The sequence below is a fragment of the Micromonospora vulcania genome (assembly GCF_042658605.1).
Lineage (GTDB): Bacteria > Actinomycetota > Actinomycetes > Mycobacteriales > Micromonosporaceae > Micromonospora > Micromonospora vulcania.
Genome location: NZ_JBHSQS010000007.1, coordinates 105,206 through 126,515, shown reverse-complemented (window position 1 = coordinate 126,515; position 21,310 = coordinate 105,206). Strand labels below are relative to the sequence as shown.

Genomic DNA, 21,310 nt, shown 5'->3' with positions numbered 1-21,310 from the left:
GTCAGTCCTCGGACAGGCGGTACAGCACGAAGTCCTTGTCCGCCCCGCAGGCCAGCACCCGCGTGTTCCAGGAGCAGGACGCGCTGCGGATGTCCTGGAGCTGGCCCAGTTCGTCGACCTTCCCCGACTCGGCCCACACGCCGGCCACGCTCCGGTCGCCCGGCACCGTGCTGGTCTGCTCGGCGAAGACCAGCAGGTTGCCCTCGTCCAGCCGGACCGCCACGCCGTCCCGGTCGCGCAGCACCGGCTTGCCGGCGGCGTCGAAGAGGGTGACCTTCGGTTCCGGATAGTCCCGCTGCGCGAGCAACTGCTCGCTGAGCGGAACCAGGTCGGTCACGCCGGGCGCCGGCCAGTGGATCGCCGCCTCGCCCTCGGTCACCGCCACCACCTCGGTACGGGCGGCCTCGCCGTTCGGCACGTCCAGTAGGCATACTCGCTGCTTGCCGCAGGCCACCAGCTCCTTCGGCCGGTGCTGGTCGTCCGCTGCCCGGTAGAGGACGCGGGGCTCCGCGCCGGACCCCAGGTCGTACGCCAGCAGTTGGTACCCGCCGTCGCTGTTGGCCACGAAGAGCCGGTCCTCGTGCGCCACCACCAGGTCGTCCAGGTCGGCGACGTTGCCCCACTGACGTACCAGGTCGCCGGAGGCCATGTCGATCAGCCGGACCGACCGGTCCGCGCCGACCTGCACCAGCCGCCGCCCCTTCGCCGCCCACGGGTCGCGCGGCGTGCCGTCGAGGAAGGCCGGCCCGCCGGCCGCCTCGGCGCTGCCCACCGGCCGGACGACGGTACGGCTACCGCCGTACTGATCGCGGGGGTTGGACTTGTTCCACGCCTCGTTGCCGTTGCTCAGCTTCAGGCCGACCAGCCGCCCGGCGGTACGGTCCACCAGCACCGCCGTGTCGTCGGCGAAGTAGACGTCGTCGTCACCGTGGATGGCCCGGTTCCAGCGCTGCGTGCCCGACTGCCCGTCGAGCACGGCCAGCGCTCGCGGCGTGCTGTCGCCCGGCGCGTCGGCGAGGACCGCGACCGCCCCCGGGACGGCGACCAGCCCCGTCCAGCTGTCGGCGGTGACGCCGGTCTGTTTGCGCCACAATTCGTCGCCGGTGCCGGAGTCGACGGCCACCACCTCGAGCCGGTCGTCCGGCAGCGGGTAACCGAGGTAGGCCCGGTCGCCGAGGACCGCCGTGAACGTGTCGGTCGGCCGCTCGGCGCCGGCCTTCACCCGGGTCGGCCCGCTCAGCGCGAACTCCAGGTCCGGGTAGCGGTCGCGGGTGAGATAGAGCGTGCCGGCGGTGGCGACCCCGGCCAGGGCGAGCACGGCGGCGAGCACCACCCAGCGGGCCCGCCGCCACCGCGTACCGCCGGGTGGGACGGGCGTCGGCGGCGCGGTGGTGCCGGACCCGCCGACCAGGGTGGACGGTACGCCCGGCGGGCCGGGCGCGGGCAGCGCGGGCGGCGGTCCGGCCGGCGGGGTCGGCGCGGGCAGCGCGGGCGGCGGTCCGGCCGGCGGGGTCGACACCGGCGGTCCGGCCGGCAGGGTCGACACCGGCGGCGCGGGTGCGTGCGCCGGGGCGATGGCCGGTCCGGCGTAGGCGGGCGCGGATACCGGGCGGTGCAGCGGCAGATCGGTCAACGCGCCCTCGGCCACCGGCAGCTCCGGCTGGTCCAGCACCGTCGGTGCCACTCCCAGCTCGGCGTGCAGCATCCGGGCCACCAGCGGGATTCGCGACGAGCCACCGACCAGGAACAGTCCGGCGAGCTGGTCGGGGCTGAGCCCGGCGGCGGCGATCACCTCCCGGGCCCGGTCCACCGCGCGGCGCAGCAGTGGCGTGGCCACCCGCTCCACGTCCGCCCGGGTCAGTTGCACCGCATCGGCAACCCCGGGTACGGCGACGGGAGCCACCGTGGACCGGGACAGCGTCTCCTTGGCGCCCCGGACCTCGTCCCACAGCCGGACCTGATCGCGGCGCTGTGCCGGATCAGACGGCCGGATCAGACGGGCCCACTGGGCGGCGTGCCGATCGCCGACCAGCTCGCCGACCCGCTGCACCAACGCCGCGTCGAGGTCCAACCCGCCGAGGTCGGGCAGGCCACCGTCGGCGACCACGCTGAAGCCGGAGTCACCCCACGGATCGGCACCCTCGTTGCGCAGCACCGCCACATCGAGCGTCCCGCCGCCGAAGTCGAACACGGCGATCGAGCCGCCGACCGGCACCGGCCGGTGCAGCACCTGGGTGTAGTAGCGGGCGGCGGCCACCGGCTCACGCAGCAACCGGGTGCCCGGCGGAGTCGGCCCGGCGAGGGTGTGCTCGGCCGCCTGCGGCCAGCCGGCCCGCAACAGCGCGTCGGCGAGCACCTGACGCCGCGTCCCGTCCCAGGCCGCCGGGCAGGTGAGCACGGCCGGCGGCAGGAAGCCGACCGCGCCGACCGCGGCTCGCGCGACCGCCGCCAGCACCGCGGCGAGCAGCTCCGCTGGCGGGTACGAGCGGTCACCGAGCAGTACGGCCGGCTCGTCGACCCGACGCTTCGGGTTCGCCTCGAACCGGGCCGGGTCGGCCTGCGCCAGCCGCCGCGCGTCCCAGCCGACGTGCAGCCGGCCGTCCGGGTCGGCGTACACCGCCGACGGGCTGACCGGCTGACCGTCCACCAGCAGCGGACGGGTCCGCCCGTCCGGCCAGCGCAGCACGGCGACCGTGTTGGACGTACCGAGGTCGACGCCGAGGGCGAACCCCTCGTGCTGGCCTGCCATGTGCCCGATACCTCCGCCGCGACGAGGGGAACTCAGCCCCGCATCGTACGCAGCCGGCACCTCCCCGCTGATCACTCGGTCAGGGATGTGGCGCTGCTGGCGATCAGCTCCACCCGTCGGTTCACGGCCCGGTTGGCCGCCGTGGTGTCGGGGACCTTGAGACGCGTCTCCCCGTACCCGTTGGCGCTCAACCGATCGGCGGTGATGCCCTGGCCGGCCAGGAAGGCGTGCACCGCCTCGGCCCGAGCACGGCTCAGGATGAGGTTCGACTCGGCCGGACCGGTGGCGTCGGTGTGACCCTCGATGCGAAGGTGGGTGCTCGGGTTGGCTTTGAGCAGCTGGGCCACCTCGACGAGACTCGCCTCGGAGGTGGAGGTCAGTGCGTCGCCGCCGGAGGCGAAGGTGAGCTGCGGCAGGTCCCGCAGCTGCCGCTGAACGTCCGGCACCTCGATCTGGTCGACCACCCTCGCACCGGTTGCGCGTGCCGCCGCCAGCACCGCGTCGTGGTGCGCCTCGGATGAGACCCGACCGGTCAGGGTCAGCGCGCCGCCGTCGAGTTGCACGGTCGTACCGTCCGAGTCGCGACCGAAGGCCCGCAGCACGTCCGCCAGGCCGGTGAGCGCGGTGTCGGTCACGCCGGCATCGACGGTGAGGCGGTCCTCGACGCTCTCCGCACCAAGGGCGCCCGCCGCGGCGACCAGCGCGGCGCGAGAACCGTCGGTGGGCACGGTGCCACTGACCGAAGCCGTGCCGTGGCCCATCGCCACCAGGGCCGACGGGAGTACGGGCACAGCGGCCTGCACCACCGCAGGCACCTGCGCCTCGGCGTCGCGTACGCCCTCCAAAGGCCGGACGACGTCCAGGGCCCGATCGGCCTCGGCGGACGAGCCGGCGGTGAGCCGTCCATCGCGGCCGGTGAAGGTGACCTGCACATCGGAGAGACCCGCCGACTGCAGCGCCTGCGTCGAACGCTGGGTCAGATCGGCCTCCATCCGGTGCCGGTTCGGGATCTGCTGCGCCGCCATCAGGACGGTCAGACCAAGCACGGCCACGATCAGCCCGACCAGCGAACGTCGCTTGCCGGTCGACGTGTTCGGCTTCTTGGTCTTGTTCAGCTTGTTCAGCTTGTTCGACATCAGGCCCGCCCCGTGTCCCGGCCGGCCACCAGCAGCTCGGTGAGTTCGGCGAACCCGGTTTCGTCGCCGTCGGCGAGCAGTTGTGCCTGGCGACCCCACGTGACGAGGCTGGGAGCGAAGGTGAGACCGGCCGCCTCGATGGCCGCGCGCCGCGTGCTGTCATCGGCCTCGGCGAGCTGACGGAAGCTCCGGATGCCGGCCGCTCGTAGGGCGTTCGCCATCTTCGGCCCGATGCCCTCGATGCGTTCCAGTTCGTCGTCGCGGCTCTCGGCGGGTACGACCTCCGCGACGACGGGTTCGACCGACGCAGCGGGGCCTTCGGGGGTCGGTTGCGGACCGCGGGCCTCGACCGCTCTCGCCCCGTCGTCCACGACGACCGGTCGGGTTTCCTGGTCGCTTTCGATCGTTCGGGCGTCACGCGCGGCGGTCACCCGGTGTGCGAGGACCGCTTCGGAGTGCCTGGTCGGCGCCACCACGTCCTCATCCGCGACCAGCAGGTCGGCAGACGCGTCGCCGGTCGAGGGCGGCGAGGATTTCCGGTTTCCCCACACGAGCCAACCAACGAGCAACCCCAACAGAAACGCTGCCAGGATAATGAGAAACGACTGGTTGATAAACCAGGCCACGTGAGGCCTCCAAAGTGAGCGTACAAGGATGCATTACCGAATGCCTGCGCACAGGCCGCCCTTGATCCTATGTGGACAACGGTGTTTGAGGTAGCGTCGGGAGTCCGGATGAAATCACAATTTCGTCTCGAATGTTTGCGCACCGGCAAGGCTTCATTGCGTGATATTCGAGTCACCTTGTGAAGTGACTATCCAATCGTCACCAACGCGTTCCTGCGCGCACACGAGGCACCGGCTGCCCACCCATCCACCCAGGTCAGATACTCCAGAGGGCGACCAACGTCCAGCACGTCGCGATCAGGACCGGACGGTCAAATGTCCATGACTCCCGACGGCTTCGCCACTCAGAGAACATGCATGGAAGCTCTCCGGAAAACGCCTCGGGCGGCAGTATTACCGGCAACGAGTTCTTATCGATCACGGGTGGCGGCCTCCCGATCCGGAACGCCACCAAAAGCACGATCGGCGGCAGAACCAGAGCCCCGCCTCAGCCTTGAACTGACGCCGCCGGCAAATCGATTAGCAGCAGGTCCATGGGCGTCCCGTCCGGCAGCGCCGACCGTGCGACCTGCCGCCACCCGGCCCGCTCGTACATCCGACGCGCAGCGGCCCGGGGATCGGATGCCAGGGTGGCGTACCGCTCGGACCGCCCGTCGAGCAGCCGCCGCAACAGTCTGGAGCCGATACCTTCGCCACGCCGGTCGGGAGCGACGATCCACTCCATCACGGCGAACTTCTCCGCGACGAGCACGTGGCCGGGTGGTTCCTGGTCGGCGCGCGACCACCAACCGCCTACGGACATCGTCCAGCCATACGCGACCCCGATCAGTGAGCCGCCGTCCTGCGCCGCGACGAGGGTGAACCCGGGCCGGGTCGCCTCAGCCGGCAGACCGCGGGCAAACCGTTCCACCTGCTCCGGCCCTTCCTCGTATGGGGGTTCCGCGTAGACGTTCGAGTACAGCTCGATGAGTGGAGAGAACAGCGGCGCGGCTGTGGTGCCGTTGTGGACCGTGTAGGTGACGAGCACCCCCGGATGCTAGGCGGCGAGCCGCTCCACGATCTCGCCATAAACGGAACGGCGCCGTTCAGCTTCGGGCACCAGGTCCGCTACCTGACGGGCGACGGACCGCAGCAGCGTGTTGTGCTGGTCCACCGGTAGGCCGTCCAGCAGGTCCGCTGCCAGCCTGAGCCCGTCGGGGATGTGTCCGCCCCGGACGAGGTCAGAAAGTTGCCGCACCGTCGCAATCGCCTCCGCGTGCCGGCCGGCGAGGGACAAGACCTGTGCCCGCCCGGCCAGCAGCCCGCAGGTCGCCGAGGTGGCCTGCCCATGCAGCAGTGGCAGCACCTGATCCGACAACGCCACCACCTCGGTCGGGGAGCGGCCGTCGTAGCAGCCGTTAACGACGTCCCACGCTCGTACCAATACCGGCGCGTCCAGATCACCGGATTCGTCGGCAGCCCGCTGCGCGGTCCGCCACCAGCGCCGAGCCATTGTTGCCTGTCCTGAAGCGACCAGACCGAGCGCGACGATCACGGACAGGCAACCGGCCGCGCGCAGTAGTTGAAGGCGGCGGGCACCTGTGTCGACGGCGATCTGGTGTTGCAGGACGGTGAGGTCACCGAGCAGCTTGTCCCTCACGACCTCGGCGGGCTGGCGGTACTAGCTGGCGAAAAGCCTCAGCCGCCACTACCTGCGAGGGCGTCGAACATGATCGAGCTGGACGTGCCCCGCGGCACCCGTCTCCTCCTGCTTGCCAACGAGATCCGCCCCAACCCGACTGCGCGCGACGAGCTGGTGTGGGCAGTGGCCGTTTACCCCGGCGTCAGTGGTGGGATGGTGCTGATGCATGGCCACTTGTGCAGCGCTGAGGGTGATTGCGCGCGGGGCTGGTGCTTCGAGGCGCGGGTACTGGTGGCGGCGATTCGTGCAAATCTGAACGGTGCCCGATGAGCGCCCCCGGTTCAATGGAGGTGGCCGGATGGTGGCGGTGGGACCAGACCGCCAGCCCGACGCCGACGCACCCCGGCGCATGGAACCGCTAATGGGTGAGAGCGATATGACTCAGAGGTATAAATATGCCTCTGAGTCATACCGCTCACTGCCGACACCGCCCCCGCCCGCTGCCCAACCGCCCGAGCGCTCGGGGTAGGGGTCAGGGGACTTCGGGGCAGCGGGTGGAGAGGGCGTAGCGGAGGAGGACCACGTCGCCGATCTGGCGTACCTCGGCCAGTTTGGCTCGGTGGCCGGGGTTCCAGGGGTACGCGCCCTCGCTTGCGAACCGGGGCGCGCGGGCGTCGCCCACGAAGAACGGGGCGATTACCAGGTGCAATTCGTCGGCGAGGCCGGCGTTGAGGAACTGGGCGTGCACCGTTGCGCCGCCCTCCACCATCAGTCGCCGTACGCCCCGGGCGGCCAGGTCACCCAGTAGCCAGCCGGGGTCGACCTGCTCCCCCGCGTCGACCACCGTGGCCAGTCGGCCGACCCGCTCGCGGGCCTTCTCCAGCGAGCCCGAGGCGCAGTAGACGAGCCGGCCTGGCGCACCGCCCCGGCTCGGCTCACCGGCGGTGAAGAACCGGGCGCTCGGGTCGAGGTCCCCCCGGGTGGTCAGGGTGACCTTGATGGGTGAGGCGGGTCGTCCGCACGCCAACCGCTCGGCCCGGCGCTGCGCCGAGCGCACCAGCAGCCGGGGATCGTCGTGTCGTATTGTGCTCGCGCCGACCAGGATGGCGTCGCAACTGGCCCGCACGGCGTCGACCCGGTCCAGGTCGTCCGCGTTGGACAGCAGCAGCCGCTGGTCCGAGGCGTCGTCGATGTACCCGTCGATCGAGGTGGCGCAGCTCAGCAGCACGTACGGCCGCTCCGGCGCCGGCCCGGCACTCACGGGCTGACCGGCAGGTCGGCGGCGGACGAAGCAGCCTTGGCCGCCTTCGCCGCGAGGTAGTCGGCGTTGGCCGCGGAGAGGAAGACGCCGGTGGGGACCCGCTCGGCGACGTCCACGCCCAACCGGGTCAGCTGTTCGGACTTGTCCGGGTTGCTGCTGAGCAGCCGGATCCGCGGCACGCCCAGCGTCGCCAGCATCTGCGCGGCGACGGTGTAGTCCCGCTCGTCCTCACCTCGGCCGAGCGCGAGGTTGGCCTGGTAGGTGTCCAAACCGGCGTCCTGCAGGGCGTACGCGTCGAGCTTGGCGTACAGGCCGATGCCGCGACCCTCCTGGCGCAGGTAGAGAAGGAACCCGCCGACCTCGGCGATCCGCTGCACCGCCTCGCGCAACTGCGGCCCGCAGTCGCAGCGCTGGCTGCCGAACACGTCGCCGGTCAGGCACTCGCTGTGCGGGCGGACCAGCGGGGGTTCACCTCGGGCGGCCAGTCGATCCAGCGCACCCGCCCAGTCGCCGAGGCCGAGGGCGAGGTGTTCCCGACCGTCCACCAGGCCCTTGAACGAGAACACCCGAGCGGTCGTGTCGTACCCGTCGGGAAACGTCAGCGGAACCGTGACCTGTGTGCGGACCGTGGCGACCGGCAGTGCTTCGGGCATGGGACTCCTTTGTGCGGCGCCACCATCGTGTGGCGGCGCGTACCGTCTCACCATCGATCAACAGTCGCCGGTCGATGCGGCTTCCCGACCCGGGGTGGGAATCCGGGTCCGCCGGGCGAGCAGCACCGCGGCGCCGGGCAGGCTGGCCACCAGCACCAGTGCTCCGTAGACGGTGGCGGTTGCGACGCCCTCGGCGGCGCTGAGACCGGCCGCGCCGAACGCCCAGGCGGCCACCCCCTCGCGTGGGCCGAAGCCGGCGATGTTCAGGGGCAACCCCATGGCGAGCAGCGCCAGCAGGGTCAGCGGCAGGAGCCGGGACAGCGGGGCGTCCGAGCCGGCGGTACGCGCCGCCACCAGGAAGGTGGCCAGGTGACCGGCGACCATCACGGCGGAGGCGAGCAGTACACCGAACCAGGTCCGCCGGGCCAGCAGCCCCGCACGCACGTCCGCCACCGCGGTGCGCAGCGCCCGCGCCCACCGCGAGCGACCGGCGTACGGCAGGACCCGTGCCAGCAGCAGCCCGGCCAGGCCGGCGGCGGTCAGCAGCACGGCGGCGATGGGCAGGTACGGCCGCACCGGGGACGGGAAGGCGGCCAGCACGACCAGGGCGACGGCCACCTGGACCACCTGGCCGGCGGTGCGCTCCCAGTCGACCGCGCGGATGCCCCGGCCGAGGTCGCCGGCGTCCCGGCCGTGGCGTACCGCCCGGTGTACGTCGCCGAGCACCCCGCCGGGCAGGGTGGCGTTGAGGAACACCGCCCGGTAGCAGTGCGCGACCGCGGTCGCCATCGGCAGTCGCACGCCCAGGCCGCCGGCGACCAGACTCCACCGCCACGCCGCGCAGACCGTCGTGAGTACGCCGATGAACAGCGCCGCCGCCAGCGCGGGCGCGTCGATCAGACGTACGCCGGCCAGGAACGGGCCGCTGCCCACCTGCCACAGCAGGACAGCGAGCAGACCCGCCCCGCCGACCGCTCGTGCCCAGGCCCAGAACATCGGCGCCGTCCTCCCTGGAGATCGTCCACCTGCCCTAGTGCACGTACCGGGAGGGCGAGAGGTTCAAATGCCGGCGAGCAGGTCCCGGTGCTCGACCACCACGGCGAGTCGGCCGGCCGCAGCGTCGGCCAGTCGACGGCGGGCGTACGCCTGGGCCGGGCCGGCCAGGTCCGGCCGCTGCTCACAGGCCGCCCCGAGCCAGCCCCGGAACCATTCGGCGGCCAGTTCGGCCTGCTCCGGGCCGAGCCGCCACGGGCTGGGACGTTCCCGCACGGAAACACCCCGCCGGGCGAACGCGGCGGCGGTGGCGGCGACGGCGTCCGGGCCGAGCAGACCCCGGCCGTCGACGGTACGGCGTTGGTGGTCGTTGAACGCGGCCTCGATCGCCGGGTCCAGTGGGTCGGCCGGGGTGAGGTGGACCCGCCCGGTCACCGAGATCGCGAACAGGGTGGGAACGCCGGCGTCGGCGCAGGCGGCGACCACCCGCTCGACCTCCTCGCCGGTCAGCATGTCCAGCAACGCCGACGCGGTGACCAGCGCGCCGTCGGCCAGATCGGCGGTGGTCAGCCGGGTGAGGTCGCCCTGGCGGGTACGCACCGTGACCGGTGCGCCGTCGGCGGCGGTCACCCCGATCATCGCCTCGGCGGCCCGGTCCAGCAGGTCGGCGTCCCGGTCGTGCAGCACCCAGTGCTGCGGGCCGGGCAGCCGTGCCGCCATCCAGCGGCTCATCGAACCGGTGCCGCTGCCCAGGTCGTGGATCACCGTCGGGGCGTCGCCGGTCAGCCGGGGACGTACCGCGTCCAGCAGGTCCTCGGCGCGGGCCGCCGCGTCGGCGGGTTCGCGCAGCCGCAGCCAGTCGGCGAACGACAGGGTCTCCTCGACGGTCATGCCGCCACCTCCTCCAGTACGGCGGCCAGCAGCGCGGTGGTCACCGGCCAGCCGGTCAGGGCGTCCCGTCGGGCGTGGGCGGCGAGCCGCAGCCGGGCACGCAGGTCCGCGTCTCGCAGCCAGCGGGTCAGCGCGCCGGCCAGAGCGGCCGGGTCGTCCACCGGGACCAGCAGCCCGGGCCGCGCACCGTCGGGGGCGTGGCCGAGCGCCTCCGGCAGGCCGCCGACGTCGGTGCCGAGCACCGGCAGGCCGCGGGCCAGCGCCTCGGTGACCACCATGCCGTACGTCTCGCCCCGCGACGGCAGCACCAGCAGGTCGGCGGCGGCGTACGCGTCGTCCAGCGCCGCGCCGGTCAACGGGCCGGCCAGCCGGACCCGGTCGGCGAGGCCCGCGGCGGCGAGTTGCCCCCGCAGCCGGTGCACCAGCTCGGGTTCCCGGCTCAGGGTGCCGGCGCAGACCAGCGTCCAGGGCAGCTCGGCCAGCCTGGACAACGCGTCGACGAGCACGTCGTGTCCCTTGTGGCGGGTGACCGCCGCGACGCAGAGCAGCCGCGCGCCGGCGGCCGAGCCGGACGCCGACGGCGCGGGCAGCACCCCGGGGGGCGCGGCCCGGACCCGCTGGGTGGGCAGCGGGTGGCGGGCCAGCAGTCGACGGCGGGTCCACTCGCTGGTGGTGATGACGGCCCGGGCGCTGGCCAGCGCCCGACTCTCGGCCTCGTCGTCCAGCGGCAGGTGTACCAGGACGACCAGGCGCAGCCGCCGGGCGTGTGGGGCCAGCAGATCCGGGACGGTCGAGGCGATCAGGCCGTCGAGCAGCATCACGGCGTCGTTCGGCGCGGCAGCGAGCAGCCGGGCCAGCGCCGCCCGGGAGGCCGGTTCGGGGTCTGGCCAGGACCCGGGGACCGCGTGCTCGTACACCGACCAGCCCGCTTCGCCGAGCCCGCGGCAGATCCGCCGGTCGTAGGTGTTGCCGCCGCTGGGGGTGGCCGGATCGTCGATGTCCCCGGGCAGGACGACGTGCACCACGCGACCGGTCGCGCCGGGCCGCTCGGCCGACACCGCCCGGCCCGCCTCGATCACAGCGACCGCTCGTAGCTGGCCCAGGCCACGTGCGACTCGTGCAGGGTGACGGTGATGCCGGCCAGCTCCCGCGCCCCGGCGCCCAACTCGCCGGCGTGCACCCGCTCGACGAGCCGGTCGGCGACCGTACGGGCCAGCACCTCGGTGGTGGTGTTCACCCCGGCGAACGCGGCCTCGTCGTCGAGGTTGCGGTAGGTCAGCTCGCCGAGCACGGCCCGCAGTTGCTCGGTGGCCAGGCCGATGTCGACGACGATGCCGTCGGCATCCAGGTCCGCCCGGCGGAACGACGCGTCCACCACGAAGGTCGCGCCGTGCAGACGCTGGGCCGGGCCGAACACCTCGCCCCGGAAACTGTGGGCGATCATCATGTGGTCCCGAACGGTCACGCTGAACACGGTCACTCTCCGTCGTCGTAGGTGATGAGGTGGCAGAGCGCGGGCAGGTCGCCCGCGGTCAGTCGGGCGAGCACGTCGGGCAGCTCCGCGAACCGGGACGCGCCGGTGATCAGCGCGTCGAAGGCGGGATCGTCGAGCAGGTCCAGGGCGAGCGCCAGCCGGTCGGTGTAGCTGCGCCGGCCGCGCCGGGCGGGCGAGACCATGCCGACCTGGCTGCTGCGGATGGTCAACCGGCCAGAATGGAACGCGCCACCCAGTGACACCTGCACCGGACGGTCGCCGTACCAGCTCAGCTCGACCACCGTGCCCTCCGGGGCGAGCAGGTCCAGCGCGCGTTGCAGCCCGGCCGCGGTGGCGCTGGCGTGCACCACGAGGTCCCGGTCGCCGGCCGCGTCCTGCGGGCGGGCGAACCCGACACCGAGGGCGCCGGCCACCCCCGCGCGGCGCGCGTCGGTGTCGACCAACTCGACGTGTACGCCGGGGAAGCGGGCGAGCAGCGCGGCGACGCAGCATCCCACCATGCCGGCGCCCACCACACTGACCCGGTCGCCGACCAGTGGCGCGGCGTCCCACAGCGCGTTGACCGCTGTCTCCACCGTGCCGGCGAGCACGGCTCGGGCGGGCGGCACCCCGTCCGGCACCGGCACCACGGCGGTGGCCGGCACCACGTACGCGCTCTGGTGCGGGTGCAGGCAGAACACCGTGCGCCCGAGCAGCTCCGGCGGACCCTGCTCGACCACGCCGACGCTGAGGTAGCCGTACTTCACCGGACCCGGAAAGTCACCCTCCTGGAACGGCGCACGCATCGCGGCGTGCTGGTCGGCGGGTACCCGGCCGGCGAAGACCAGGGTCTCGGTGCCCCGGCTCACCCCGGAGTAGCGCGCCCGGACCAGCACCTCGTCCGGGCCCGGGACCGGCAGTGACACCGGCCGGATCTCCGCCGCGCCGGGCTCGCGCACCCAGCAGGCGTACGCCTCGCGGATCACTGTCGCGCACCTCACCTCTGCTCCGGCCGAACCGAACGGCCACATTTCGCGTATTTCCTGTCGGGGTCGTCGATCATAGACACGGAGGTACGGTGCCCACGGTTCGAAGTGGTCCGATGATCGGGATGGGCGCGCAACTGGTCGTGCTGGCGGCGCTGGCGGCAACGGTGGGGCTGGGCAGCGCTGGTTGGCTGGCCGGTGCCGGCTACGCGGTGGTCACCTGCCTCGCGTTGAGCCGAGGCCTGCACCGAGCCGGCTCGGTGCGGCTCGGTCCGGCGGACCGGGTGACACTGACCCGGGCCGTCCTGGTCGGTGCGGTCACCGCGCTGGTGGTGGACTCGTTCGCCCGGCCCGCGCCGGTGGGGTTGCTGGTCGCGGTGAGCGCGGTCGCGCTGCTGCTGGACGCGGTGGACGGCCGGGTGGCACGGCGTACCGGCACGGCCAGCGAATTGGGCGCCCGCTTCGACATGGAGGTCGACGCGTTCCTCATCCTGGTGCTCAGCGTCTACGTCGCGCCGGCGACCGGTGGGTGGGTGCTGGCCATCGGCGCGATGCGGTACGCGTTCGTCGCGGCGAGCGTGGTGCTGCCCTGGCTGAGCGGGTCGTTGCCGCCGCGCTACTGGCGCAAGGTGGTGGCCGCCGCGCAAGGGGTGCTGCTGACGGTGGCCGCGGCGCAGGTGCTGCCGGGACCGTGGACCATGTTGGTGCTGGTGGCGGCACTGGCACTGCTGGTCGAGTCGTTCGGTCGGGACGTGGCCTGGCTGTGGCGCCGCCGCCCGGGGCACCGTGCACCGCGCCCGGTCGCCGTGCCGGCCCGCCCGGTCGCCGTGCCGGCCCGCCCGGCCGCCGTGCCGATCCGCCCGGTCAACGTGCCACCGCTGGTACCGGTACTACCGGTGCACGCTCCGGCGATGGCGGCCCGCTCAAGCGGTACCGTCCACTCCGACTGGAGGCTGTGATGACCCTTCCCGCTTGGGCGCACCGGATCGGCGGCAGGCTCCGCCCGCGCCGTCCGGTGGCGGACGAGTCGTCGGCGCGTACTCCCGGCGTGTCGGCCGCGGCAGGGCGCGGCCCGGCGCGGCGGGTCGCGGGGTGGGTGGGCAGCGTGCTGGCCGTGCTGCTGGTGTTCGCCGTCCTGGTCGGCCCGGACCGGCTCGGCCTGCTCACGCCCCGGGCCTTCCTGCGCATACCGCTGGAGGGGCTGCTCGTCGCCGCGCTGCTGCTGGCCCTGCCGACGCGACCCCGGCGGGTGGTGGTGGCGGTGGTCGGGCCGCTGCTCGGCCTGCTGGCCATCGTGAAGCTCGCCGACCTGGGCTTCCGCGCCGCGCTCGACCGGCCGTTCGATCTGGTGCTGGACTGGCTGCTGCTGGACGACGCGTTCGGGTTCGTCCGCGACTCGGCGGGTCGGGCCGGCGCGATCGGCGCTGCCGTCGGCGTCCTGCTGCTGGTCGGCGCGCTGCTGCTGGTGCTGACGCTGGCGCTGCGGCGGCTGGCGTCGCTGCTGGTCCGGCACGAGCGGACGGCGACCCGGACGGTGGCGGCGCTGACCGTCGCCTGGGTCGCCTGCGCCGTCGTCGGGGTACGCGTCGCCCCGGGCGCGCCGGTCGCCGACGCGGGTGTCACCGCGCTGGTCGGCGCGCACGCCGGGCAGGTGGACGAGCGGCTACGCGACCGGGAGGCGTTCACCGCCCAGGTCGCCGCCGACCCGTTCCGTGACGTCCCGGGCGACCAACTGCTGACCGGGCTGCGAGGCAAGGACGTCATCATCGCGTTCGTGGAGAGCTACGGCCGGGACGCGGTGCAGGACCCGGAGTTGGCACCCCAGGTCAACGCCGTTCTGGACGCGGGAACCCAGCAGTTGCGCGCCGCCGGGTACGGCGCCCGCAGCGGCTTTCTCACCTCGCCCACCTTCGGCGGTGGCAGTTGGTTGGCGCACGACACGCTGCTGTCCGGGCTGTGGACGGACAACGAGCAGCGGCACCGCACCCTGCTCGCCAGTGACCGGCTCACTCTCAACGGCGCGTTCCGCCGGGCCGGCTGGCAGACCGTCGGGGTGCTGCCGGCGGCCACCCAACCGTGGCCGGAGAAGGGGTTCTTCGACTACGAGCGTTACTACGACGCGGAGGCGCTCGACTACCGGGGGCCCTCGTTCAGCTACGCGCCGATGCCCGACCAGTACACGTTGTCGTTCTTCCAGCGGCAGGTCCGGGCGGGCGCGGGCCGTCCGCTGCTGGCGGAGATCCCGCTGGTCTCCAGCCACTCGCCGTGGACCGCGGTGCCGAACATGATCGGCTGGGATCAGGTCGGCGACGGCTCGATCTATCACGGCGCGGCGGCCGGCCATGCGGACAGCGGCGACGCCGACGACCGGGACACCGGCCGGATCCGGGCCGGTTACCGACGGGCCATCGGTTACTCGCTGCAGACCCTGATCTCCTACGTGCAGACCTACGGCGACGACGACCTGGTGGTGGTCTTCCTCGGTGACCACCAGCCGGCGCCGGTGGTCACCGGCGAGGGGGCCAGCCGGGACGTGCCGATCACCATCGTCGCCCGCGACCCGGCGGTGCTGAACCGGGTGGCGGGCTGGGGTTGGCAGGACGGCCTGCGGCCCGGCCCGCAGGCGCCGGTGTGGCCGATGGACACGTTCCGGGACCGGTTCCTGACCACCTTCGGGCCGTCGACGCCACCGCTCGCCGCACCGCGCTGACCCCGACTATTCGGACAAACCCCCCACACAGCATCAATTGCCTCGTTACGCTCCCGGAGCACATCTGACACACGGGGGCGTGATGAGAATTTTTTCGTGGATCAACCGTCGGCCACGGACGGCCGCACTGGTGGCGGTCGGCGGCGTGCTGGCGGTGAACGGTCTGCTGGCACCGATGCCCGCCGCGTCCCCGCCCACGAACCGGGTCCTGGCCGCGGTCGACGGATCGATCGGGCCGATCAACCCGGTGGCCCCGGCGCAGAGTTTCGGGGTGATGACCGAGGGCAACGCCAACGTGGTCACCAACGAGAACGAGGGCACGATGGCCGTTGGCGGTGACCTCAGCTTCGGCAACTATCAGCTCGCCAACAACACCGCCGGCTCGTTCGTGGTCCCGGGTGACGCGAACCCAACCGCCCTGGTCGTGGGTGGACGGGTGAACTTCGCCGGCAGCGTCCCCGGCAGCCGCCTCCAGGTGCTCTCCAACGGGTACGCCAAGATCGGCAACCTGACCGGCACCGTCGTCCGCAACACCGACAACAACGGCGCCCAGGTCAACACCCGGATCCTGCCGAACAACAACTACGACGCCTACCCCCGCGTCGAGTTGGTCACCCGGCAGCCGGTCGACAGCGTCGGGCCCGCCTCGCCGATCAACTTCGGCGCCGCGTTCGCGTCCTTCCGGGACACCACCGCCGGCCTGGCCACCTGCGACAACACCGTGGTCCTGCGTACGCCCAACGGTGACGTGCTGCCCCGGCCGATCCCGGCGGGCAGCAACGCCGTGGTGACGCTGACCCCGGGCGTGACCAACGTGCTGAACCTGAGCGCGAGCGACCTGAACAACATCCAGACGCTGACCTTCGCCAGCCAGCCCACCGCCAGCACGCCGCTGCTGGTCAACGTGGACACCAGCGGCGTCGGCAACACCTTCGCCTGGAACGTCCCGAACTTCTCCGGTATCGGCGGCACGCAGGCCCAGTACGTTCTGATCAACTTCCCGACGGCCACCGCGATCACCCTCACCGCCAACTCGGCCACCGTCGAGGGGACCATCTACGCGCCGAACGCCAGCCTCACCGACCTGTCGTCCAGCAACACCGAGGGCAGCGTCATCACCCGTACGCTGGACCACCAGGGCGGCGAGATCCACTACTTCCCGTTCAGCACCACACTCGCCTGCGAGGGAGCGACCCCGGCCAGCATCGCGTTGATGAAGTCGTCGACCACCGCGGTGATCACCAGCGTCGGCCAGCAGGTGCCGTACTCGTTCTTCGTGGTCAACACCGGTGGCGTGACCCTGACCAACATCGTGGTCACCGACACGCAGACCCCGCCCTCGTCGAACGCGAACCTCGGGCCGATCACCTGCCCGGTCACGATCCTCGCACCCGGCGCGAACACCACCTGCACGGCCACCTACACCGTCACCCAGGCCGACCTGGACAACGACGAGGTCACCAACTCCGCGACCGTCCAGGGCAGCCCACCGACCGGTGGCCCGGTGATCTCGGAGCCGGCCACCCTCACGATCCCGACGGAGGTACCCACCGCCGCCATCACGGTGGTGAAGTCGTCCACCACCGTGGCCATCACCACGGTCGGGCAGCAGGTGCCCTACCGCTACCTGGTCCTCAACAGCGGCGGCCTGACCCTGACCAACATCGCCATCACCGACGTGCAGACGCCGCCGTCGTCGAACGCGAACCTCGGGCCGATCACCTGCCCGGTCACCACCCTCGCACCCGGCGCCACCACCGCCTGCACCGCGACCTACACGGTGACGCAGGCCGATCTGGACAACGACGGCGTCACCGATACCGCCACCGCCCAGGGCACCCCGCCCGGTGGCGGCACCCCGGTCACCTCGCCGCCCTCGACGCTGACCATCCCCGAGGCGGGACTGGTCGCCTCGATCGCGGTGACCAAGACCTCCACCACCGCGTCGATCACCACCGTCGGGCAGCAGGTGCCGTACCGCTTCCACGTGGTCAACAACGGTGGCCTCACCCTGACCGGTGTCAACGTGACCGACGTGCAGGCGCCGCCGTCGTCGAACGCGAACCTCGGCCCGATCACCTGCCCGGTCACCACCCTCGCACCCGGTGCGACCACCATCTGCACGGCCACCTACACGGTGACCCAGGCCGACCTGGACAACGACGGAGTCACCAACACCGGCACCGCGCACGGCACCCCGCCCGGCGGCGGCGCACCAATCGACTCACCGCCCTCGACGCTGACCATTCCGGAGACCGGCCTGGTCGCCTCGATCGACATCACGAAGACCTCCACCACCGCCACGATCAGCACGGTCGGGCAGCAGGTGCCGTACGTGTTCCACGTGGTGAACACCGGCGGGTTCACGCTCACCGGCGTGACCGTCACCGACACGCAGACCCCGCCGTCGTCGAACGCCAACCTCGGCCCGATCACCTGCGCGACGACCACCCTCGCTCCGGGCATCAACACCACCTGCACCGCCACGTACACGGTCACCCAGGCCGACCTGGACTTCGGCTCGCTCAACGACAGCGCGACCGCGCAGGGCACCCCGCCCGGCGGGCGTCCGCCGGTGCAGTCGCCGCCGGCGACGTTGACGATCCCGGCCGGTGAGGTCGTCTCGGCCATCTCGGTGGTAAAGTCCTCCACCACGCCGACGATCGCCACCGTGGGCCAGCAGGTGCCCTACCAGTTCCTGGTCGTCAACACCGGCGGCACCACGCTGAGCAACGTCAACGTGACGGACGTCCAGGCGCCGCCGTCGTCGAACGCGAACCTCGGCCCGATCACCTGCCCGCAGGTCACCCTCGCGCCGGGTGAGTCGACCGCCTGCACCGCCACGTACACCGTGACGCAGGCCGACCTGGACAACGACGAGGTGACCGACACCGCCACCGCGCACGGCACCCCGCCGAACAGTGACACCCCGATCGACTCGACACCGTCGACCCTGGTCATCCCGGCGGCCGACCTCACGCCGTCGATCTCGGTGGTGAAGACGTCCACCACGCCGATCATCAACTCGGTGGGCCAGCAGGTGCCGTACCGGTTCCTGGTCGTCAACACCGGCAACGTGACGTTGAACGGCGTCAATGTCACCGACGTGCAGACCCCGCCGTCGTCGAACGCGAACCTCGGCCCGATCACCTGCCCGGTCACGACCCTGGCACCGGGCGCGTCCACGACCTGTACGGCGACGTACACCGTGACCCAGGCCGACCTGGACAACGACGGGGTCACCGACGTCGCCACCGCCCACGGCACCCCACCCGGAGGCGGCACGCCGGTCGACTCGGCACCCTCCACGCTGGTCATCCCCGAGGCGGGGCTGATCGCCGCGATCACGGTGGTCAAGGTCTCGGAGACGGTCGCGATCAATATGGTTGGCCAGCAGGTGCCGTACCGGTTCCACGTGGTCAACACCGGTGGGCTCACCCTGACCAACGTCAACGTCACCGACGTGCAGACCCCGCCGTCGTCCAACGCCAACCTCGGGCCGATCACCTGTGTCGCCACCGTCCTCGCGCCCGGCGCCCAGACCGCCTGCACGGCGACGTACACCGTGACCCAGGCTGACCTGGACAACGACGGGGTCACCGACGTCGCCACCGCCCACGGCACCCCACCCGGAGGTGGCACGCCGGTGGACTCCCCGCCGTCGACCCTGACCATCCCGGAGGTCGGAGTCATCGCCAGCATCGACGTGGTCAAGGCGTCGACGACGGTGGTTATCACTGCCCCGGGCCAGGAGGTGCCGTACACCTTCCTGGTGGCCAATAACGGTGGTCTCACACTGACCGGGGTGACCGTCAACGACACCGTGCTGCCGCCGTCCATTCCTGACTCGCTCGGCCCGATCACGTGCGGCCCGCAGAACGTTCCCAACGGCCAGGTGACCCTGGCACCGGGCGCATCCATCCAGTGCCGGGCGACCTATACGGTGAGCGAGGCGGACTTCGCTGGCGCCTCGCTGAACAACGCCGCCTCGGCGACCGGCACACCGCCGTTCGGTCCGCCGCCAGTCTCCCCGCCGTCGCCGCTGGACATCCCGATCCCGCACCCGGCGATCGCCATCACCAAGTCGGTCACGCCGACCACGGTGTCCGCGACCGGTGATGTGATCACCTACGAGTTCGTCGTGAGCAACACCGGCACCACCGCGTTGAGTGCGGTGACGGTCGACGAGACGGAGTTCTCCGGCACCGGTACGCCCGGTGCGATCACCTGCGGCACCCCGCCGGTGGCCAACGGCAGCGTCACGCTGGCGATCGGGGCGAACACCACCTGCACGTCGACCTACACGGTGACCGCGGCCGACATCGAGGCCGGTCGGATCACCAACACGGCCGTCGCCGCCGGTACGCCGCCGACCTTCCCCGGCGAGCAACCGCCGAGCCCGGTGCGCTCCGGACCGGCCACCGCCGAGGTGACCGCCACCCGGGGTGCGGCGATCACGGTGGTGAAGTCCAGCAGCACCGACAAGATCACCCGGCCGGGCCAGCACGTGCCGTTCCAGTTCGTGGTCACCAACACCGGGCAGGTGACGCTGACCGACGTGACGATCACCGACACCCTGACCGCGCCAGCGTCCTCGGCGAACCTCGGGCCGATCACCTGCGGCCCGGGCCAGACCGCCAACGGCTCCGTCACCCTGGCGGCGGGCGCCGCCGTCACCTGCACCGCGACGTACACGGTCAGCAAGGCCGACTACCACCACGGGTCGGTACGCAACACCGCGACCGTGACCGGCACGCCGCCCTCCGGGCCCGCGCCGGTGTCACCGGGGTCGACCATCACCATCCCGGTGCGGGGCAAGCTGCCGGTGACCGGTGAGTCGTACCCGCTGACCTGGATGGGTGCTGGCGCTCTGGCCGTACTGCTCGGCGCCGCACTGCTGCTGGTCGCCCGGCAACGCAGGACGCGCGCCTAGCGCGAACGGGGCACGGGGGTCGCGTCGGCTGACAGCCGGCGCGCCCCCGGCCCCGCGCTGCGGGCCGACGGTCAGGAGACCGCGGCCCGCACCAGCTCGACGACCCTCTTCTCCACCGCCGGGCTCCACTTCTGCAGCGCGTACGCGACCGGCCACAGATCGCCGTCGTCCAGGTTGGCCGTGTCCTGGAAGCCCAGGGTCGAGTACCGGTAGTTGAACTTGCCGGAGTCCTGGAAGAAGACGACGATCTTCCCCTCGGCGTTCGCGTAGGCGGGCATCCCGTACCAGGTCTTCGGCGACAGCTCCGGGGCCGCGGCGGACACCGTCACGTGCACACGCTCGGCGAGCGCACGATCGTCCGGCGCCATCTGCGCGATCCGGTCGAGGACCGCCTGCAGCCCGTCGGCCTGCTTGGCACCCTTCTTGCCCTCGGCGCGCAGCTCGGCGGCGCGCTCCTTCATCGCGGCGCGCTCCTCGGTGCTGAAGCCGTCGGACACCGGCGGGGAAGTCTTCGCGGACATTCTCGGGCTCCCTCTCGTTTCAAGGTCCGGCATCATGCCGGCCACCTGGGAAAAGGCTAGGCCCGACGGCACTCGCGACGCTTCTCGAATCCTGATCGATCGCCGCCTGCGATCACCGGCCGGCGGGACGGGCGCGGACGTGCAGCCGCTCACCCTGCGGCCCGAAGAGGGTGAGGATCTCGGCGGTGCCCGGTCCGGGATTGACCATCAGGTGCGGCAGGCGGGTGTCGAACTCGACCACCTCGCCCGGCGTCAGCGTCAGCTCGCGCTCGCCCAGCAGCAGGCGCAGTCGGCCGGAGAGCACGTACAGCCACTCATAGCCCTCGTGGGTCTGCTGCGTCCGGTCTCCGGTGGGTGTGTTCGGCGGAAGGATCTGCTTGAACGCCTGCAAACCGCCCGGCCGGCGGGTCAGCGGCAGGAACGTCACACCGTGGTGCACGATCGGTTTGGGGTGCACCCGCGGGTCGCCGGTCGTCGGGGCGTCCACCAGCTCGTCCAGGGGCACCCGGTGGGCGCGGGCCAACGGGAGCAGCAGTTCCAGGGTGGGCCGCCGGCCGCCGGACTCCAGCCGGGACAGGGTGCTCACCGAGATGCCGGTCAGCTCGGCGAGCTGGGCCAGCGTGGTGCCGCGCTGCTGGCGCAGGGTGCGCAGCCGTGGGCCGACCGCGGCGAGCGCCGCACTGTCGTCGTTTGCCATAACGGCAAGGATAGTTGCCGCCTGCTCGGTCCCGGCGGATGGTGGGCGCAGCGACGAGC

18 protein-coding genes and 1 pseudogene are annotated in these 21,310 nt (G+C 72.2%); 5 read left to right on the top strand and 14 right to left on the bottom strand.

Annotation, left to right across the window (positions count from 1 at the left end; translation table 11 throughout):
* Position 1 precedes the first annotated feature (1 nt).
* The 5 genes from ACFQGL_RS13690 to ACFQGL_RS13670 form a co-directional block, all read right to left on the bottom strand.
* Positions 2-2,749, bottom strand: coding sequence for an Hsp70 family protein (locus tag ACFQGL_RS13690; protein WP_377510982.1), 2,748 nt, complete (start codon positions 2,747-2,749; stop codon positions 2-4).
* Positions 2,750-2,820: 71 nt separating this feature from the next.
* Complete coding sequence (locus tag ACFQGL_RS13685; protein WP_377510979.1) at positions 2,821-3,885, bottom strand: OmpA family protein; 1,065 nt, start codon at positions 3,883-3,885, stop codon at positions 2,821-2,823.
* Entirely contained in the window at positions 3,885-4,511 is a 627-nt protein-coding gene (locus ACFQGL_RS13680) for a helix-hairpin-helix domain-containing protein (protein ID WP_377510976.1), read from the bottom strand. The genes ACFQGL_RS13685 and ACFQGL_RS13680 overlap by 1 nt, the downstream gene beginning before the upstream one ends.
* Before the next feature lie 487 nt (positions 4,512-4,998).
* Positions 4,999-5,538 carry a GNAT family N-acetyltransferase gene (locus tag ACFQGL_RS13675; RefSeq protein ID WP_377510973.1) on the bottom strand — a complete coding sequence of 180 codons (540 nt, stop codon included), beginning with the start codon at positions 5,536-5,538 and terminating at the stop codon, positions 4,999-5,001.
* A gap of 9 nt (positions 5,539-5,547) precedes the next feature.
* Complete coding sequence (locus ACFQGL_RS13670) at positions 5,548-6,150, bottom strand: hypothetical protein (protein WP_377510970.1); 603 nt, start codon at positions 6,148-6,150, stop codon at positions 5,548-5,550.
* Positions 6,151-6,219: 69 nt separating this feature from the next.
* Between ACFQGL_RS13670 and ACFQGL_RS13665 the strand changes: the two genes are divergently transcribed.
* Complete coding sequence (locus ACFQGL_RS13665; RefSeq protein ID WP_377510967.1) at positions 6,220-6,462, top strand: hypothetical protein; 243 nt, start codon at positions 6,220-6,222, stop codon at positions 6,460-6,462.
* A gap of 202 nt (positions 6,463-6,664) precedes the next feature.
* Here the strand turns inward: ACFQGL_RS13665 and ACFQGL_RS13660 are convergent, their stop codons facing one another.
* The 7 genes from ACFQGL_RS13660 to ACFQGL_RS13630 all read right to left on the bottom strand — a co-directional run bounded on the left by ACFQGL_RS13660 (position 6,665) and on the right by ACFQGL_RS13630 (position 12,390).
* Positions 6,665-7,393, bottom strand: a complete 729-nt coding sequence (locus tag ACFQGL_RS13660; RefSeq protein WP_377510964.1) for a RibD family protein — start codon at positions 7,391-7,393, stop codon at positions 6,665-6,667.
* A complete protein-coding gene (locus tag ACFQGL_RS13655; protein WP_377510961.1) occupies positions 7,390-8,046 on the bottom strand; it encodes a GTP cyclohydrolase II in 657 nt (218 codons plus the stop codon). The genes ACFQGL_RS13660 and ACFQGL_RS13655 overlap by 4 nt, the downstream gene beginning before the upstream one ends.
* A 57-nt stretch (positions 8,047-8,103) precedes the next feature.
* Positions 8,104-9,042, bottom strand: a complete 939-nt coding sequence (locus ACFQGL_RS13650; RefSeq protein ID WP_377510958.1) for a lysylphosphatidylglycerol synthase transmembrane domain-containing protein — start codon at positions 9,040-9,042, stop codon at positions 8,104-8,106.
* Between the two features lie 63 nt (positions 9,043-9,105).
* The gene (locus ACFQGL_RS13645) at positions 9,106-9,930 is read right to left on the bottom strand and encodes a methyltransferase domain-containing protein (protein WP_377510955.1); all 825 of its coding nucleotides are present in this window, start codon (positions 9,928-9,930) and stop codon (positions 9,106-9,108) included.
* The gene (locus ACFQGL_RS13640) at positions 9,927-11,006 is read right to left on the bottom strand and encodes a glycosyltransferase family 4 protein (RefSeq protein WP_377511640.1); all 1,080 of its coding nucleotides are present in this window, start codon (positions 11,004-11,006) and stop codon (positions 9,927-9,929) included. The genes ACFQGL_RS13645 and ACFQGL_RS13640 overlap by 4 nt, the downstream gene beginning before the upstream one ends.
* A complete protein-coding gene (locus tag ACFQGL_RS13635) occupies positions 11,006-11,404 on the bottom strand; it encodes a 6-pyruvoyl trahydropterin synthase family protein (protein ID WP_377510952.1) in 399 nt (132 codons plus the stop codon). The genes ACFQGL_RS13640 and ACFQGL_RS13635 overlap by 1 nt, the downstream gene beginning before the upstream one ends.
* 2 nt (positions 11,405-11,406) lie before the next feature.
* A complete protein-coding gene (locus ACFQGL_RS13630) occupies positions 11,407-12,390 on the bottom strand; it encodes a zinc-dependent alcohol dehydrogenase (protein ID WP_377510949.1) in 984 nt (327 codons plus the stop codon).
* Positions 12,391-12,515: 125 nt separating this feature from the next.
* Here ACFQGL_RS13630 and ACFQGL_RS13625 point away from each other — a divergent pair, with 125 nt between their 5' ends.
* From ACFQGL_RS13625 to ACFQGL_RS13610, 4 genes and pseudogenes are all read left to right on the top strand, one after another.
* On the top strand, positions 12,516-13,349 hold the full coding sequence (locus ACFQGL_RS13625) for a CDP-alcohol phosphatidyltransferase family protein (protein ID WP_377510946.1): 834 nt from the start codon (positions 12,516-12,518) through the stop codon (positions 13,347-13,349).
* Positions 13,349-15,100 carry a sulfatase-like hydrolase/transferase gene (locus ACFQGL_RS13620; RefSeq protein WP_377510943.1) on the top strand — a complete coding sequence of 584 codons (1,752 nt, stop codon included), beginning with the start codon at positions 13,349-13,351 and terminating at the stop codon, positions 15,098-15,100. The genes ACFQGL_RS13625 and ACFQGL_RS13620 overlap by 1 nt, the downstream gene beginning before the upstream one ends.
* Positions 15,101-15,329: 229 nt before the next feature.
* Positions 15,330-16,601: pseudogene (locus ACFQGL_RS13615) on the top strand (choice-of-anchor A family protein); the annotation flags it as partial.
* A gap of 3 nt (positions 16,602-16,604) precedes the next feature.
* Positions 16,605-20,033, top strand: coding sequence for a DUF7507 domain-containing protein (locus ACFQGL_RS13610; RefSeq protein ID WP_465263528.1), 3,429 nt, complete (start codon positions 16,605-16,607; stop codon positions 20,031-20,033).
* A gap of 71 nt (positions 20,034-20,104) precedes the next feature.
* On the opposite strand, the gene ACFQGL_RS13605 is transcribed toward ACFQGL_RS13610, so the two are convergent.
* Both ACFQGL_RS13605 and ACFQGL_RS13600 read right to left on the bottom strand, forming a co-directional pair.
* Positions 20,105-20,554 carry an iron chaperone gene (locus ACFQGL_RS13605; protein WP_377510940.1) on the bottom strand — a complete coding sequence of 150 codons (450 nt, stop codon included), beginning with the start codon at positions 20,552-20,554 and terminating at the stop codon, positions 20,105-20,107.
* Between the two features lie 112 nt (positions 20,555-20,666).
* Positions 20,667-21,251: a helix-turn-helix domain-containing protein gene (locus ACFQGL_RS13600; protein WP_377510937.1), complete on the bottom strand. Its 585-nt coding sequence runs from the start codon at positions 21,249-21,251 to the stop codon at positions 20,667-20,669.
* Positions 21,252-21,310 lie beyond the last annotated feature (59 nt).

Bases quoted from the DNA above. Each gene is read 5' to 3' on its own strand.
- ACFQGL_RS13690 (WP_377510982.1), bottom strand. From the start codon at position 2,749: ATGGCAGGCCAGCACGAGGGGTTCGCCCTCGGCGTCGACCTCGGTACG.
- ACFQGL_RS13685 (WP_377510979.1), bottom strand. From the start codon at position 3,885: ATGTCGAACAAGCTGAACAAGCTGAACAAGACCAAGAAGCCGAACACG.
- ACFQGL_RS13665 (WP_377510967.1), top strand. From the start codon at position 6,220: ATGATCGAGCTGGACGTGCCCCGCGGCACCCGTCTCCTCCTGCTTGCC.
- ACFQGL_RS13655 (WP_377510961.1), bottom strand. From the start codon at position 8,046: ATGCCCGAAGCACTGCCGGTCGCCACGGTCCGCACACAGGTCACGGTT.
- ACFQGL_RS13650 (WP_377510958.1), bottom strand. From the start codon at position 9,042: ATGTTCTGGGCCTGGGCACGAGCGGTCGGCGGGGCGGGTCTGCTCGCT.
- ACFQGL_RS13645 (WP_377510955.1), bottom strand. From the start codon at position 9,930: ATGACCGTCGAGGAGACCCTGTCGTTCGCCGACTGGCTGCGGCTGCGC.
- ACFQGL_RS13625 (WP_377510946.1), top strand. From the start codon at position 12,516: ATGGGCGCGCAACTGGTCGTGCTGGCGGCGCTGGCGGCAACGGTGGGG.
- ACFQGL_RS13620 (WP_377510943.1), top strand. From the start codon at position 13,349: ATGACCCTTCCCGCTTGGGCGCACCGGATCGGCGGCAGGCTCCGCCCG.
- ACFQGL_RS13605 (WP_377510940.1), bottom strand. From the start codon at position 20,554: ATGTCCGCGAAGACTTCCCCGCCGGTGTCCGACGGCTTCAGCACCGAG.
- ACFQGL_RS13600 (WP_377510937.1), bottom strand. From the start codon at position 21,251: ATGGCAAACGACGACAGTGCGGCGCTCGCCGCGGTCGGCCCACGGCTG.